This is a genomic window from Segatella buccae ATCC 33574 (assembly GCF_000184945.1).
GTDB classification, from domain to species: Bacteria; Bacteroidota; Bacteroidia; order Bacteroidales; family Bacteroidaceae; genus Prevotella; species Prevotella buccae.
The window spans coordinates 238,439-252,977 of sequence record NZ_GL586311.1; the positions used below are offsets into that span (position 1 = coordinate 238,439).

General features: G+C 51.8%; 13 protein-coding genes. 1 reads left to right on the forward strand and 12 read right to left on the reverse strand.

Annotated features, from left to right (window positions below; genetic code table 11):
- Positions 1 to 194: 194 nt before the first annotated feature.
- The 11 genes from HMPREF6485_RS00950 to hpt all read right to left on the reverse strand — a co-directional run bounded on the left by HMPREF6485_RS00950 (position 195) and on the right by hpt (position 11,372).
- Positions 195 to 1,406 carry a bifunctional 3,4-dihydroxy-2-butanone-4-phosphate synthase/GTP cyclohydrolase II gene (locus HMPREF6485_RS00950; RefSeq protein ID WP_004344104.1) on the reverse strand — a complete coding sequence of 404 codons (1,212 nt, stop codon included), beginning with the start codon at positions 1,404 to 1,406 and terminating at the stop codon, positions 195 to 197.
- Positions 1,407 to 1,464: 58 nt separating this feature from the next.
- Positions 1,465 to 3,381 (reverse strand): LptF/LptG family permease, encoded by a 1,917-nt coding sequence (locus HMPREF6485_RS00955; RefSeq protein ID WP_004344105.1) that lies wholly within the window; start codon positions 3,379 to 3,381, stop codon positions 1,465 to 1,467.
- Between the two features lie 772 nt (positions 3,382 to 4,153).
- Positions 4,154 to 5,374 carry a spondin domain-containing protein gene (locus HMPREF6485_RS00960; protein WP_004344106.1) on the reverse strand — a complete coding sequence of 407 codons (1,221 nt, stop codon included), beginning with the start codon at positions 5,372 to 5,374 and terminating at the stop codon, positions 4,154 to 4,156.
- Positions 5,375 to 5,405: 31 nt separating this feature from the next.
- Entirely contained in the window at positions 5,406 to 5,897 is a 492-nt protein-coding gene (locus tag HMPREF6485_RS00965; RefSeq protein WP_004344107.1) for a DUF417 family protein, read from the reverse strand.
- 105 nt (positions 5,898 to 6,002) lie between these two features.
- Complete coding sequence (locus tag HMPREF6485_RS00970) at positions 6,003 to 6,287, reverse strand: hypothetical protein (RefSeq protein ID WP_004344108.1); 285 nt, start codon at positions 6,285 to 6,287, stop codon at positions 6,003 to 6,005.
- Positions 6,284 to 6,835 (reverse strand): sigma-70 family RNA polymerase sigma factor, encoded by a 552-nt coding sequence (locus tag HMPREF6485_RS00975; RefSeq protein ID WP_004344109.1) that lies wholly within the window; start codon positions 6,833 to 6,835, stop codon positions 6,284 to 6,286. The genes HMPREF6485_RS00970 and HMPREF6485_RS00975 overlap by 4 nt, the downstream gene beginning before the upstream one ends.
- 7 nt (positions 6,836 to 6,842) lie before the next feature.
- Entirely contained in the window at positions 6,843 to 7,991 is a 1,149-nt protein-coding gene (locus tag HMPREF6485_RS00980) for a M23 family metallopeptidase (RefSeq protein WP_004344110.1), read from the reverse strand.
- A gap of 22 nt (positions 7,992 to 8,013) precedes the next feature.
- A complete protein-coding gene (gene pgeF, locus HMPREF6485_RS00985; RefSeq protein ID WP_004344111.1) occupies positions 8,014 to 8,793 on the reverse strand; it encodes a peptidoglycan editing factor PgeF in 780 nt (259 codons plus the stop codon).
- A gap of 6 nt (positions 8,794 to 8,799) precedes the next feature.
- Positions 8,800 to 9,966, reverse strand: a complete 1,167-nt coding sequence (obgE, locus tag HMPREF6485_RS00990; protein ID WP_004341745.1) for a GTPase ObgE — start codon at positions 9,964 to 9,966, stop codon at positions 8,800 to 8,802.
- A 219-nt stretch (positions 9,967 to 10,185) separates the two neighbouring features.
- Positions 10,186 to 10,758, reverse strand: a complete 573-nt coding sequence (locus HMPREF6485_RS00995; RefSeq protein ID WP_004344112.1) for an adenylate kinase — start codon at positions 10,756 to 10,758, stop codon at positions 10,186 to 10,188.
- A gap of 74 nt (positions 10,759 to 10,832) precedes the next feature.
- Positions 10,833 to 11,372, reverse strand: a complete 540-nt coding sequence (hpt, locus tag HMPREF6485_RS01000) for a hypoxanthine phosphoribosyltransferase (RefSeq protein ID WP_007412233.1) — start codon at positions 11,370 to 11,372, stop codon at positions 10,833 to 10,835.
- 291 nt (positions 11,373 to 11,663) lie between these two features.
- Here hpt and HMPREF6485_RS01005 point away from each other — a divergent pair, with 291 nt between their 5' ends.
- Positions 11,664 to 13,181, forward strand: a complete 1,518-nt coding sequence (locus tag HMPREF6485_RS01005) for a bifunctional ADP-dependent NAD(P)H-hydrate dehydratase/NAD(P)H-hydrate epimerase (RefSeq protein WP_004344114.1) — start codon at positions 11,664 to 11,666, stop codon at positions 13,179 to 13,181.
- A 342-nt stretch (positions 13,182 to 13,523) separates the two neighbouring features.
- On the opposite strand, the gene HMPREF6485_RS01010 is transcribed toward HMPREF6485_RS01005, so the two are convergent.
- Positions 13,524 to 14,537: a class II fructose-bisphosphate aldolase gene (locus HMPREF6485_RS01010; RefSeq protein ID WP_004341759.1), complete on the reverse strand. Its 1,014-nt coding sequence runs from the start codon at positions 14,535 to 14,537 to the stop codon at positions 13,524 to 13,526.
- Positions 14,538 to 14,539 lie beyond the last annotated feature (2 nt).

Below are 14,539 nucleotides of genomic sequence, written 5' to 3' on the forward strand. Positions count from 1 at the left end.
TTTGTTTTGAATTAATGTCATTTTTGTCATATTCCAAGTTGCAAGCCGTCGGTATGGCGACATCTGGTCGTCAGCTTCGTTTTGCCCCCATTTCCCAGCCCAACGGGGGAAAGGGACAAAAACAAAAGGAGGACAAAAACAAAGTTTCGTTCTCCTTTTTTAAATTGATGCCTGAAATGTTTTTCTCCCGTTTCTCAGACAAAGTGCAGGATATGGCCCATGCGCTCGCGCTTGGTGGCCAGATAGCGTTTGTTGTAGGGGTTGGGGGTAATCTCGATGGGCACATTCTCAACAATCTCCAGTCCGTAGGCTTCCAGCCCCACCCGCTTCACCGGATTGTTGGTGATGAGACGCATCTTGTGGATACCCAGATGGCGGAGCATCTGTGCCCCGCAGCCGTAGTCGCGCTCATCAGGCTTGAACCCGAGGTGGATATTGGCATCCACCGTGTCGTAGCCCTCTTCCTGAAGCTTGTAGGCGGCCATTTTGTTCATCAGCCCTATGCCACGGCCTTCCTGCTGCATGTAGACGACCACCCCCTTCCCTTCTTTCTCGATCATCTGCATGGCCTTATGCAGCTGTTCGCCACAATCACAACGCTTGCTGCCGAGAATGTCGCCGGTGGCACACGACGAGTGTACACGCACCAGCACGGGTTCATCCTCCTCCCACTTGCCTTTGACAAGGGCAAAATGTTCCATGCCGTTGCTGGTCTGGCGGAAGGGAATGAGATGGAAATGCCCGTATTCGGTGGGCATGTCCACATTGACGCCCACCTCGATAAGCGATTCCCTTTTCAAGCGGTAGGCTATCATGTCTTTGATAGAAATCACTTTTAAGCCATATTCCCGACCAAACTCGAGAAGTTGGGGCAAACGGGCCATGGTGCCGTCTTCATTCATGATTTCCATAAGTGCACCGGCCGGATAGAGACCAGCCATGCGGCAAAGGTCGATGGCGGCTTCGGTGTGGCCGCTGCGACGGAGCACGCCATTGTCCTGCGCATAGAGCGGATTGATATGTCCGGGCCGACCAAATGTCTGCGGGGTCGATGCCGGGTCAGCGAGCGCCCGGATGGTGGCTGCCCGGTCGTGGGCAGAGACACCGGTGGTGCAACCTTCGAGTTTGTCAACGGTCACGGTGAACGGCGTACCCAACACAGAAGTATTGTCTTGCACCTGACGAGGGAGATCCAGTTCGTCGCATCGGCTGATGGTGATAGGGGCACAAAGCACACCACGCGCATGTTTGAGCATGAAGTTCACTTTCTCATCGTCTATTTTCTCGGCGGCGATAATGAGGTCACCCTCATTTTCACGATCTTCATCATCGACTACGATAACGAATTTCCCTTCTTTAAAGTCTTTTATCGCGTCTTCTACGCTATTGAGTTTATATTCTTCCATTTGTACCTTATTATATATGTTGCTGAAATATCTGAGTGGGATGCCGGTATATGGAGGTTCATTCCGTACAAACCGGCCCCAGTTCTTTAATTCGTTCCGTGATGTTAGCACAGGTTTGGCGGATGAGCCTCAAGTCGTGCAGCAGTCGCAGGCGGAAGCGCCACATGCGCAGATAGAGGAAGAGTCCTACGGGGAGGACGAAAGCTGCCGTGACATTCATCCACTTGCGCTCGAAAGGCCGCGTGTGCGCCTTAACCGCCATCACGGGATATTGGTTGAGCTCGTGCAGAATCACCTTGTCCTTCGTGTTGGAAAGGTCTTCTATCACGGCCTCCAACTCGTCGTTGATGCGCTCTATCTCGTGGTCGGGGCGGTATCTGAAAAACACCTTGACGATGTTGGGGGCCTGCACCAACCGATGGCTTTGGCTGTAGGCGGCAACATCGTTGCCAATCCGTGTCAGCCGCTCTGCATCGCCGTTGTAGTCGGGGGGCGTGATGATCACCTCTTTTCTGAAAAGGTGACGCTTGATGCGGACGCCCATTATCTTCATGAAGAAATTGCGGTAGAGGTCCATGTTGAACACCATCGAGTCGTTGATGGCTTTGTAGGTGACAAAGGCTGCCAGCGGTATCAGCACTGCCGGGGCCAACCCCTTGCCGAACCATACGGCCCACATGCCTCCACGCGCCATTCTGTAACCGGTGTTGTCGAGAATGTAATACACGATGAACACGAGCACGGAGACGATGACCGGCACTCCCAGTCCGCCTTTCCGGATGATTGCCCCCAAGGGTGCTCCGATGAAGAAGAAGATGAGGCAGGAGAAAGCCAAGGTGAACTTGTTGATGGCCTCTATCTCGTGTTGGCGGATGATGCGGTCTCCGTCGCCTGTTATCATGCCTTTGAAGTCCATGTCGCCCATGTCGCCCTGCACTCTGCTCAAGGCACTGTTCACGGCAGCGAGCTTGCGGTCGGCCGGCAGTCGGTTGAACAGGGTATCGGGGTTCTCTGCCTTGCCGTTCTTGAGCAATCTGTCCACGCGCAACGAGTCGACCTTGCTGATGCTCGCTTTCGCGTAATATATTTGCTGTCCGTCGTTGTAATACACCCGGCCGATGCTGTCGTAGACATGGTTGAGGGAGTCGATGTCACTCTTGATTCTGCCCAGACTCTTGGCCTTGGCATTGTTGGAGAGCGAAGCGGCATCGGTCATGTTGAAGTCGGCGTCGAAGTCGAGCACGATCTTCTTCGACGAGAAAGTCTCCCGCCGATAGGGCACCGATGCACTGTTCCCCAGTTCCTGCGACTGCATGTTTTCAAACCATTCCCCACTCCACAGTGTCAGCACGAGGTGCTTCTTCTCTGCCGTCGACTGCAACATGCCCGAGTCGGCCAGAATGATGGCCGCATCCTCATAGCTGTTGGTCATCCGGTAGATCATGATTCCGTAGAGTTTGCCCGTCTTCACATTTTTCTTCTGCACATAGAGGTTGCAGTTGGGGATGCCGTCGTAGAAGATACCCTCGGGGATTTCCAGTTCCGGACTCTTCTGCTTCATCGAGATGAGCAGCTGGGTGATCTTCATGTTGGCCTGCGGACCTATGTTGTTTTGGAAATAGAACGAACAGCCCATGACCACCACCGTGATGAAAATCAGCGAGCGGAAGGTCTGCATCAACGAAATGCCTGCGGCCTTGATGGCCGTGAGTTCAGAGCTTTCACCCAGATTTCCGAATGTGATGAGAGAGGAGAGGAGGATGGCCAAGGGCAAGGCCTGCGGCACGAGCATCAGACTCATGTACCAAAAAAACTGGGCCAGCACCTCCATAGAAAGGCCCTTGCCGATGAGCTCGTCGATATACCTCCACAGAAACTGCATCATCAGCACAAACTGGCAGATGAAAAAGGTACCCACAAAGAGCAAGCCAAACTGTTTGGCTATGAAGATATCTAATTTTTTGATGCGGAGCATTCTTGCCTTGTCTCTATCATCTTAACTGTATCAAAGTGCAAAAGTAGCACAAAAAATTCAGATTCTATCCATTATTACAGTTTTTTATCATAAAAGCCACGACTGCCCGATTCTTTGTTTACTCTCCGCTTGGTTAAGTTGAGATGGCCCGACAATGCTCCACCAAACTGCCTCCATACACCCTTCATTTACCATTCTATGGCATAAAGGCTATGCAATCAAATGCTTTTTAGGATCAACGAATGTTGCATAGTGAAACACCTCCGGACAGAATAAATGTCAAACTAATTATTCGTTTTCGACCTCTCTGCTTGCAATATTCGCAACCAACAACCCACGGGATGCAAATACGCGATTTTTGGCGATGTTTCCAAGACGCTGACAATCAGTCGTTTGAATTTTACTGACACGATTTCGGGACCAAAAACAGGCCTAAAAGGGTCCAAACGGGCTTGCAAAAGGGCCACAGTTGTCGTATAACTGTGGCCCTTTCGACGAGAAAGTGTGGCCCTTTCAGAAGTTCGATGGGCACGAATGAGCAAATCGGTGGGCTTTTCCGGTGTTCTGAAGCTGGTTTCTCATTCTGGTTGGAGAATTTTGACGGATATGATTTTGTTCATATTATTCGCCGCCATCCGGTATCTTCTGGAGGTACCTTTCACCGATTTTTGCCGGTGTGTGGCCAATACATATATTCATTTCCGCAACCAGCCATCAACCATCCCGGTTTTTGCCAATCTGTTTACCCGGTTCGACGGGAGTCGCCCCTTTCCTATTTAATTGTAATTTTCAAGACTTTATTGACAGAAGGAACGGGGAAAGTGTTTCCGACTTTACTGATGGGCTTGCTTTCTGCCTGCGGTGTTCCGCCGAAAAGCGCCTGTCTGTTACCGGCTCCGGGATATTGGTCAACGCCTGTTCCGGAATCAAGGAGGGTTGTCTTACCAGTAATGTCACCGTTCGAACCGGCCGGAATGGCCTGCTCATTGGCATAGAACCAGTCGTTGGAGAAGCCAAACATGGTAGCGTATGCGAGCTTGTCTCCAGCCTCAACCTTGTACTGTGCCATGACCTTTTGACCGGGACCCACAGGGGCCGTGCCGGCAACGACAACACTTTTCACACCTTTCATCTTTTTCAGACTCTCCTGCAACTTGCTTGCATTGCCCATTTGTGCCAAATCTTTCAGTCCCATGCCGCTATCTTTCTTGCCGAGTTCGTAGATGGGATTTTTCTCACCTTGATACACAACCACAAGCACCGGGGAGATGCCGGTGATGATGCCGGTGTTGGCTTCCACCTTCATTTTCAGCTTGTCGATATTCCCCATTTGGGCAATGTCTGTCATCTCCGGATTAGACTTTTCTCCCGGTGTGAAGAAGGGCTTCTCTGCAAGCAGTTTGCTGCCGTCAAAGGTAGACACGGCCCACACGCCGGGTGAGAACGGAGTCTCGTTGTCCGTGCCGGCAGAAGTGTTTTTGAGGGTGAGCGTGAACTCGGAGGTCGGTTCGTCATAAGCCAGCATCACTTTCATGAGTTTGGCAACATCCACTCCCTTCACCTCCATGATGGGGTTCGACTCTTTTGCGTCTGTCATACCGACTTTCGTCCCGTTATCCCAAAGTTTCACTTGTGCAGACACATCTCCTGTCATTGCCTTCCCCTGTGCGTCAAACAGTTTGATGCCGGGCTGACGGGAAGCGAAGAACCAGTCTTTGGACTTCCCGTACATCATGGTAAACATCAGTGCCTGCCCTTTGCCAGCCTTAAACTTGAAGCTGACGCTCTCTCCGGGTTGAATGACGGGAGATTTTCCCGTGTTTTTGAACGCCCCGCTCTCCACAAAGAGTTTCGGTGCGACGATGTTTTCAACTGTCAGGGTGCGCATACTGCCCGTAGAAGGCTTCATGTCATCATCCTTACTGCAAGAAGCAAACACCATACTTGCTAACACTACTGCCGACAAAGCGGCGCCAAATTGAATCTTTTTCATTGCTTTTAGTTGTTTTATACGATTATATTATTTAATAAGAGGATGTCATTTCCGCATCATGTTTTTCCTTGTCGTTGGACATTGACCGACCGAGCAGCATCAACCCGAACCCCAAATAGGCCAAATCCTTGACGATGAAAAAGTCGGCTATGGGCACGCCGTCCCTGATTCTCCACACTCCGGGGGCGAAGAATAGAAAACTGAGCGTGACAAGGAAGGTACAAACAATTCCCACCCCTGCATACAGGCTCAAAGAATGAAATTTGATGGATAAAAGGAGTACGACTGCAAGTGATATTTCCACGATACCGACAAAGTTGGAAACGCTTTGCTGGCCGAACATGTCGTATGCCCAAAAACTGAAAGGATGGTATTCGATTAAAGGTCTGATGGCTGCCGCCTCTGTCGGTGTGAACTTAAAGATACCGATCCACAAAAGAATGGCAGCGGTGCCGAACAGGGTAACATTGTACCCGATTTGATAGAGTCTGTTGCCCGAAAGCAACTGTTTCTTTATCTTCATCCTGTCAGATTCTTGAAATTTATGACTATGTTTAGTGAATGCCCTTGAAGGGCTTTTCCACCTGTATAGTCGTCAACTTCTTCTAATCCTGACAGAAAAATGACGCTAAGAAGACATTTTTTTTCTTAGTTTATCCTTAAACTGCTGTATCTCAAGGTTTTCAAAGTGCATATTTTTTTTGTCTTCCGATGCTTTTTTAGTGAGAAGACCGTCTATCATCTCCACTTTCTTGGCATAGGCAGCACACCATTTACACACAGCCAAGTGAGCGCGAAGCCTCATCCGCTTCACGAACGGGAGCTCGCCGGCCCTTTGCTGCTCTATCTGCAACGGCACATGGCTGCAAGGCATAATGATGATATGAATCAATCTGCTGATCAATGCTTTCATAACTTCTCAAACCAGTTTACTTCTATACATTTTCTTAGTTGCATACGGCTGCGCTGAAGAATCTTCCAAAGATTAGTCGTGGCAATGTTCAACTCCTGACAAACTTCATTGGCTTTTTTCTCTTCTATATAGTAGAGTTTCACCGTGACTTTCCATTGGGAGGGAAGATGGTCTATACAATTATCCAAGGTGTTCATCAGTGCATGCCGATCTTCCCCCTCTTCGATACCCCTCGACCATTCGTGAAGGACGGAATCATCTGTCCATGCCCCCGTCCGGTCAAAGAACTCCGGCATATTGACAACTTCCGGCTTGCGGTATTTATCCCGATAAAAATCTGCGGTTTTGTTTTTCAAGATATGCAGCAACCATGTCAGCGGCGTGCTCTTTCCCTCGAAAGTGTGATAGGCTGCAGCCGCGGCAATAAAGACTTCCTGAACCACATCCATAGCGTCTTCCTTGTTTCTCATGGTCGACAAAGCTCTGTTCAGAAGGGGTTCCGAATAGCGTTCAATCCAAGTATTGATTTCTTCGTGCTCTTGCGTCATATTTCTGTCAACTCTTTTGGGTCGTCATGCACCCGTTTTTCAAAACGAGGGTCGAAGCTTGGAGTTTCTTGCTGCTGTGGTTGAAGATGACGGCCGGATCGATGCGACGCCCCTTGAAGTGGACTTCAAAGTGCAGATGCTCGGTGGTGGCACGGCCCGTGCGGCCCGTGAGTCCTATCACTTGCCCGGCTTTCACCTTCTGCCCCACTTTCACAAAGTTTCTCGACTGATGGCTGTAAAGGGTCTCAAAGCCGTAGGCATGCTTGATGGTGATGCAGTTGCCATAGCCGTAGTGGGCACAAGAGAGGGTGACAACTCCGTCGAAAGCGGCCAAGACTTTGTCGTTGGGACAGGTCTTGATGTCTACGCCGGAATGCTTGCGTTTGCCACCGTATGGACTTATCACATGACTGCCCGGCAACGGATAGGCCCAATGCTCACGGGCTATCTTCTCCAAATCGATTTTAAATTCTTTCGACTGTTCGTAGGTCAGTTCGTCGGACGGGTCGAGACTGGTGGGTGTCTCACACTTACGCTCGGCTGAAGCCTCTTTCTCCCCCACCATGGAAACGGCCACCCGAGAGCCGTTTTTCTTGCAAAGCAGTGTCTGCTTGCGCAACCGATGGCTCTTAATGTCTATCACTGTAGAGGGATTGATGCGCGCGCCATTCACCATGATGGCAACATCGCAATACGCCCGTCCGCCTTTGCCGCCTACGATGGCTATGGTCTGTCCGGCTTTGACGCTTTGCCCCACTTTGACCAGATTCTGAGCATTGTTAGCATACACCGTTTCCAACCCATTGTCGTGACGCACCACAACGACATTGCCATAGTCGGAATGATGTCTGGAGAGACGCACCACGCCATCGAACATGGCTTTTACGGCATCTCCCTCCTTGGTTTCAATGGAGAGGAAGAAGTTGGTTTTCTGTTCAGCCTTGCCCACAGGCAACGGAAAAGAGTAGTCACCGGCACCGACTGTGCCAAATTCAACAGTGAAGGCATCGCTCTTGTCAAACAGTCCGGGAGTGGCAATGCTTATCTGCTGTTGCTCGGCCGCCGTAAACTGGTTGCGGGCCGGTGCAAAAGCCGTTATCGCTGCAAAGAGCGCAATGCCTATAAGAAAAAAATGTAGTCGTGGATTTCTCTTCATTATTCAGGGAGATTTAGGGGCATTATCTAAGCACAATGCCGGTATAGATGCGGCCCGACTCGATGCCGAGCCTGCGGGCGGAGAAAAACTCGTCGCAATGGTCGTAAGTGCAAATGCCCGCAGAAAGGATTTGGCGTTCGGGCACTCCTGCCTCCACAAGTTGCAACCGGTTGCATTCCGGCAGATCGATGTGCCACTTGTCATACATCTTGGCAATGCGCTCCATGTCGTTGCCCAACTGTGCAAATTGCTCATAGACCTCTTGCCCCACCTCAAAGTTGGCAAGCGATATGCCCGGGCCAATCACGGCCACAACATCTTGGGGCACCGTCTTGAAACAATGATGCATCTCCACCACCGCCTTGTGGGCTATCTTGTTGAGCGTGCCACGCCAACCGGCATGTACGGCAGCGGCGGCATGGTGGGCCCGATCGTAGAACAAAAGGGGAATGCAGTCGGCCGTGGAGACTCCGATGCAGACTCCCGGCACATCGGTCATCACACAGTCGATGCCTTCGAGCAGCATCTGCCGCACCCTTCCGGGCAAGCCGAAAAACTCCTCGGCTATCATCCGGCTCTCGATGCCGTGGGTCTGGTGAGGGATGATGAGCCGGTCTTCGGCCACGCCAAGCTCCTTGGCAAGCAGTCGGCGATTGGCAGTTACATGTGTTTCGTCATCGCCACAAAAAGCATTGACATTGAATCCGCCATAGCACCCACAACTCACACCACCTTTACGGGTGGTGGAAAAGGCCGACACGCGGTCGGCCACTTCGTAGTATTTCAGGACAGGGGGATTCATCTGCAACTATTCTTCCTCCTCATATTCAAAATCGTCGAGCTCTTCAATGTCTTCCACCTCATCGCTGTCGACAAACAGGATTTCATCTTCTCCTTCGTCTTTCAGCTCGGAAGAAAAACGGCTCATGTCCTTATCGCGATGCACCAATGTGTCTTCAGCCGTTATGTCCTGCAACTTGTTGCTCTCCGAATTGAGTTCGCGCCAAAGCACATCTTTCAGTTCGCTGAGTCCCAAACCGGTAACCGACGAGATGAAAACCACGGGCAGGTCGGTAGGCAAAGTCTCCCGGAGCATCTCGATGAGTTCTTCGTCAAGCAAATCGCACTTGGTCACGGCCAGCACCCGATGCTTGTCGAGCATCTCGGGATTGAACTGCCGAAGCTCGTTGAGCAGCACTTCATATTCACGCTTGATGTCGTCCGTGTCACCGGGCACCATGAAGAGCAGCAGCGAGTTGCGCTCAATGTGCCGAAGGAAACGGAGCCCGAGTCCTTTCCCTTCGCTCGCCCCTTCGATGATGCCGGGAATGTCGGCCATCACAAACGACTTTTGGTCGTGATAGCTTACAATGCCCAGACTTGGTTCAAGGGTGGTGAAAGGATAGTTGGCTATCTTTGGCCGGGCACTCGACAAAGCTGAGAGCAAGGTCGACTTGCCGGCATTGGGGAAGCCCACAAGTCCCACATCGGCCAAGAGCTTCAGTTCGAGGATAACGGTCATCTCCTGCATCGGTTCACCGGGCTGCGCATAGCGCGGAGCCTGATTGGTGGAAGTGCGGAACTGGAAATTGCCCAATCCGCCACGACCGCCCTTGAGCAGCATCACCTCCTGTCCGTCGTAGGTGACATCGCACACATACTTACCCGTCTCGGCATTATAGACCACCGTCCCGCACGGCACATCGATGTACATGTCTTTGCCATCGGTGCCGTGGCACTTGTCTCGCCCGCCATTGCCTCCATGCTCGGCATAGACATGCCGCTGGTATTTCAGATGCAGGAGCGTCCAATAGTTATGGTTGCCGCGCAAGATGACGCTTCCGCCCTTGCCGCCATCGCCACCGTCGGGACCACCGTTGGGATTGTATTTCACATGACGAAGGTGCATAGAGCCTTTACCGCCCTTGCCCGAGCGACAATAAATCTTAACGTAGTCTACAAAGTTACTTTCCATTAGTGAGGTGATGGGTGTTAGGTGTTAGGTGATAGGTGATAGGTGATAGGTGATGGGTGTTAGGTGATGGGTGTTAGGTGATGGGTGTTAGGTGATAGGTGTTAGGTGTTAATGATTAGTCCTATCAAAAACGAGGAGGAAAGAGATGAGCGACAGCAGCCAAATAACAATCGCTGCATATCATTAACACCTATCACCTAACACCCATCACCTACCACCTCATAAGCCATCTACCACATCGGCTATGCGGCTGAAGATTTCTTCAACAGTGCCCAAGCCTTCCACATGGTGGTGGATGCCTTCTTTCGCATACCAGTCGATGAGCGGGGAGGTCTGTGTATGATAAACATTGAGACGCTTCTTGATGGTCTCCTCGTTGTCATCGGAGCGGCCGCTCTCCTTACCGCGATTGATGAGTCGGGCCATCAGTTCGTCTTCGGGGACAGAAAGCTCTATCATGGCTGCCACTTTGTGTCCGCGCTCGGCAAGCATCTTCTTCAGGGCCTCAGCTTGGGGAGTGGTGCGGGGAAAACCATCGAATATCACGCCGGCATGTTCTTTGCCAAAACCGTCGTAGACACTGGCCAGAATGTCAACCATCAATTCGTCGGGAATCAGCTGCCCGTTGTCAATATAACCTTTGGCCGTCTTGCCAAGTTCCGTTCCGTTCTTGATTTCGTTGCGAAGCACGTCGCCCGTAGAGATGTGACCGAGACCGTATTTCTCAATCAGCTTGTCGCTCTGAGTGCCTTTGCCTGCACCCGGAGCACCGAAAATTACAATATTCTTCATCTTTTACCTTATATATAAAGTATGTGTTTGGATTATGCGTTGCCAACGGGACTGCCCCCTTCCCCTCTTGCGCCCTATTCGCTCACGAGCGTGTAGATGTCACGCAAGCCACGCCCCTGCTGGTCGTAGTCAAGGCCGTAGCCGAGGATAAAGTCATTAGGAATATTCATCACCGTGTACTCGATGTCCAAAGGCACCAACAGCTTCTCCGGCTTCACCAGCAATGAGCATATATGGATAGACTCCGGCCTGCAGGCCCGCAGGCTCTCCAGCATGTGCGCCATTGTGAGTCCCGACTCGATAATATCTTCCACGATGATGACCGTCCGCCCGGTGAGGTCGGCATTGATGCCCACCAACTCTTTCACCTTGCCCGTAGAGGCCGTACCCTCGTATGAAGACAACTTCACAAACGAAATTTCACACGGAATGGTGAGCATCCTCATCAAGTCGGCCGCAAAAATAAAAGAACCGTTTAACACAGCCAACAAGAGCGGATTCTTGCCCTCCATGTCCTTGTTGATACGGTCGGCAACCACTTTTATTTTCTCCATGATTTCGGCTTCGGGGATAGAAGTCTTGAAGGTCTTGTCCTTTATTCTAATGGTACCCATTGTCCCTCTGATTATTATTTTGGTGGCAAAATTACGAAAAATATGCGTAACTTCAGCCATCGTGGGACAATTTTTCACTTTTAATTATATGTTACTGACATCGGGAAATCAGCGAAAGAGAATGCGTCCACCCACAGTCAATGGAGCTGTTTTTGATTTAGCCTCTATGCAAAAATGCGCTTTAAACTTCACAAAATGTTCCTACGATTTATAACTTAAACAGCAAGAAACAAGTTTTTCTGTACGCAAGGGGATGCAAATTCCAAGATTATTTGTAATTTTGCCCTTGATATGAAGATTTTCACAAGTGCTCAGATACATGAGCTTGATAAATATACGATCGAACACGAGCCGGTGAGTTCCATCAACCTGATGGAGCGGGCGGCCAAGGCACTCACCCACGCCATCACCGAGGACTATTCGACCCGCACACCCGTGGTGGTGTTTGCCGGTCCGGGCAACAACGGGGGCGATGCACTGGCTGTGGCACGCCTGTTGGTGGAAGAGGGATACGATGTGAGCGTGTACCTCTTCAATGTACACAACCATTTATCCGAAGACTGTGCCGCCAACAAGCAGCGGCTCACGGAGATGAAAGGGTTGAAGAAATTCACGGAAGTGACGCTCAATTTTGATCCACCTGAATTGGGGGCCGACACGCTGGTGGTGGACGGACTGTTCGGCAGCGGACTCAACAAACCGCTCGCCGGCGGGTTTGCAGCCATGGTGAAATACATCAACCAGTCACCGGCCCGGGTGGTGAGCATCGACATGCCGTCGGGACTGATGTGTGAGGACAACACGTACAACATACGCCAGAACATTGTCCGGGCCGACCTTACCCTGACACTTCAACAGAAGAAGCTCGCCATGCTGTTGGCCGACAATCAGCCTTACATCGGTCGGCTACGGGTGCTTGACATCCGGCTCTCGCCGGAATATATCAACAAGACCGAAAGTCAGTACACCCTGCTCGAAGAGAGCGACTTGCGGCCCCGGCTGCTCCATCGCAGCGACTTCGCCCACAAGGGCAACATGGGCAATGCGCTGCTTGTGGCGGGTAGCTACGGCATGGCAGGGGCAGCAGTGCTCGCAGCCCGGGCCTGTCTGCGGGCAGGAGTGGGCAAAGTGACGGTTCACACACCCAAGCGCAACTACGACATCATGCAGATGGCTGTGCCCGAGGCAGTGATGCAGATGGATCATGAAGAGACCTACTTCTCCGAGGCAGTGGACACGGAGGATTTCGACGCACTGGGCATCGGACCGGGACTGGGCCAACTCGAGAATACGGCCATCGCCCTCATCGCACAGATTCGTCGGGCCACCTGCCCGCTCGTCATCGATGCCGATGCCATCAACATCCTTGCTAACCACCGCGCCTGGATGCAACAGCTGCCGAGGGACATCATCCTCACACCTCACCCGAAAGAGTTTGACCGCCTCTCGGGAGGGACAAGCAATGGAGACTACGACCGGTTGCATAAAACCCAGCAGATGGCGGAGCATCTACATGCTTACATCATACTAAAGGGACACTATTCGGCACTTTGCCTGCCCAACGGACAGGTGGAATTCAACCCCACGGGCAACAGCGGCATGGCAACAGCAGGCAGCGGCGATGTGCTCACGGGCATCATCACAGGGCTGTTGGCACGGGGATACCAGCAGGCGGATGCCTGCCGACTGGGCATGTATCTGCATGGGCTGGCTGGTGACATCGCTGCCCGGGAAAAGGGGAAAGAAAGCCTCATCGCCGGGGATATCATCGACTACCTGCCACAGGCTTTCCACAGGTTGGAGGATTAAAGGGAAAGCAAGGGCCGGAGACAGGGAGAGAGAGAAAGTCGAAACAGGCGTTCCGACTTTCCCAACCCGGAAAACGGGTGGACACACCCCTACTATCAACCTGCCAAGGGCGGGACAGAATGGAGAAAAAACCGGGGAAATGGGTGAATGGAAACGTAGAAGGCCGACTTGTCTTGCAAGAGAAAAGCCAATGAGGATGAATCGCCCTATACACAACCACACCCCAAAAGCGGGAACCCACAATGATGGATTCCCGCTTTTTATAACGATTATCTTGCTAATGAAAACAATATTCAAATCATACCATACCCTTCTCGCACGGTGGCGAGGAAGGCAGAAATATTAGTCGAGCTGTGCGAGCTTGTTGTCGGAGCCCAAAACCTCCTTAATCTTGTGCTCGTAGAGTTCTGTCATGAGGTCGCGAGCAGGGCCGCAATACTTGCGCGGATCAAACTCTCCGGGCTTCTCGGCAAGCACCTTGCGCACGGCAGCGGTGAAGGCAAGACGAGAGTCGGAGTCGATATTGATTTTGCAAACGGCACTCTTGGCAGCCTTGCGGAGCTGCTCCTCGGGGATACCGACAGCATCGGGGAGCTTGCCACCGTACTTGTTGATCATATCAACATACTCCTGAGGCACGGAAGAAGAACCGTGGAGCACGATGGGGAAGCCGGGCAACTGCACCATGATGGCATCGAGCACATCGAAAGCCAAGGGAGGAGGAACGAGACGGCCGGTCTTCGGGTCGCGCGTACACTGCTCGGGAGTGAACTTATAGGCACCGTGGGAAGTACCAATAGAGATGGCCAGAGAGTCAACACCCGTGCGGCTCACAAAATCGATAACCTCCTCGGGCTTGGTGTAGTGGGACTCTGCTGCTACAACATCATCCTCCACACCGGCCAAAACGCCGAGTTCACCCTCAACGGTCACATCGAACTGATGAGCATAGTCAACCACCTTCTTGGTCAGGGCGATATTCTCTTCATAAGGCAGGGAAGAACCGTCGATCATCACGGACGAGAAGCCCATGTCCACACAGCTCTTGCAGGTCTCGAAGCTGTCGCCGTGGTCGAGATGGACAACGATCTCGGGATGCTTGCAACCCAATTCTTTAGCATACTCCACAGCACCCTGCGACATGTAGCGCAACAGTGTGGCATTGGCATAGTTGCGGGCCCCCTTCGACACCTGAAGGATCACAGGAGACTTGAGATCGGAAGAGGCCTTGATGATGGCCTGCAACTGCTCCATATTGTTGAAGTTGAATGCCGGAATGGCGTAACCGCCGTTGATGGCTCTCTTGAACATCTCGCGTGTGTTCACGAGACCTAAATCTTTGTAATTAACTGCCATAA

Bases quoted from the DNA above. Each gene is read 5' to 3' on its own strand.
- obgE (WP_004341745.1), bottom strand. From the start codon at position 9,966: ATGGAAAGTAACTTTGTAGACTACGTTAAGATTTATTGTCGCTCGGGC.
- HMPREF6485_RS00955 (WP_004344105.1), bottom strand. From the start codon at position 3,381: ATGCTCCGCATCAAAAAATTAGATATCTTCATAGCCAAACAGTTTGGC.
- HMPREF6485_RS00960 (WP_004344106.1), bottom strand. From the start codon at position 5,374: ATGAAAAAGATTCAATTTGGCGCCGCTTTGTCGGCAGTAGTGTTAGCA.
- HMPREF6485_RS00980 (WP_004344110.1), bottom strand. From the start codon at position 7,991: ATGAAGAGAAATCCACGACTACATTTTTTTCTTATAGGCATTGCGCTC.
- HMPREF6485_RS01010 (WP_004341759.1), bottom strand. From the start codon at position 14,537: ATGGCAGTTAATTACAAAGATTTAGGTCTCGTGAACACACGCGAGATG.
- HMPREF6485_RS00950 (WP_004344104.1), bottom strand. From the start codon at position 1,406: ATGGAAGAATATAAACTCAATAGCGTAGAAGACGCGATAAAAGACTTT.
- HMPREF6485_RS00995 (WP_004344112.1), bottom strand. From the start codon at position 10,758: ATGAAGAATATTGTAATTTTCGGTGCTCCGGGTGCAGGCAAAGGCACT.
- HMPREF6485_RS00975 (WP_004344109.1), bottom strand. From the start codon at position 6,835: ATGACGCAAGAGCACGAAGAAATCAATACTTGGATTGAACGCTATTCG.
- HMPREF6485_RS00965 (WP_004344107.1), bottom strand. From the start codon at position 5,897: ATGAAGATAAAGAAACAGTTGCTTTCGGGCAACAGACTCTATCAAATC.
- hpt (WP_007412233.1), bottom strand. From the start codon at position 11,372: ATGGGTACCATTAGAATAAAGGACAAGACCTTCAAGACTTCTATCCCC.
- pgeF (WP_004344111.1), bottom strand. From the start codon at position 8,793: ATGAATCCCCCTGTCCTGAAATACTACGAAGTGGCCGACCGCGTGTCG.
- HMPREF6485_RS00970 (WP_004344108.1), bottom strand. From the start codon at position 6,287: ATGAAAGCATTGATCAGCAGATTGATTCATATCATCATTATGCCTTGC.
- HMPREF6485_RS01005 (WP_004344114.1), top strand. From the start codon at position 11,664: ATGAAGATTTTCACAAGTGCTCAGATACATGAGCTTGATAAATATACG.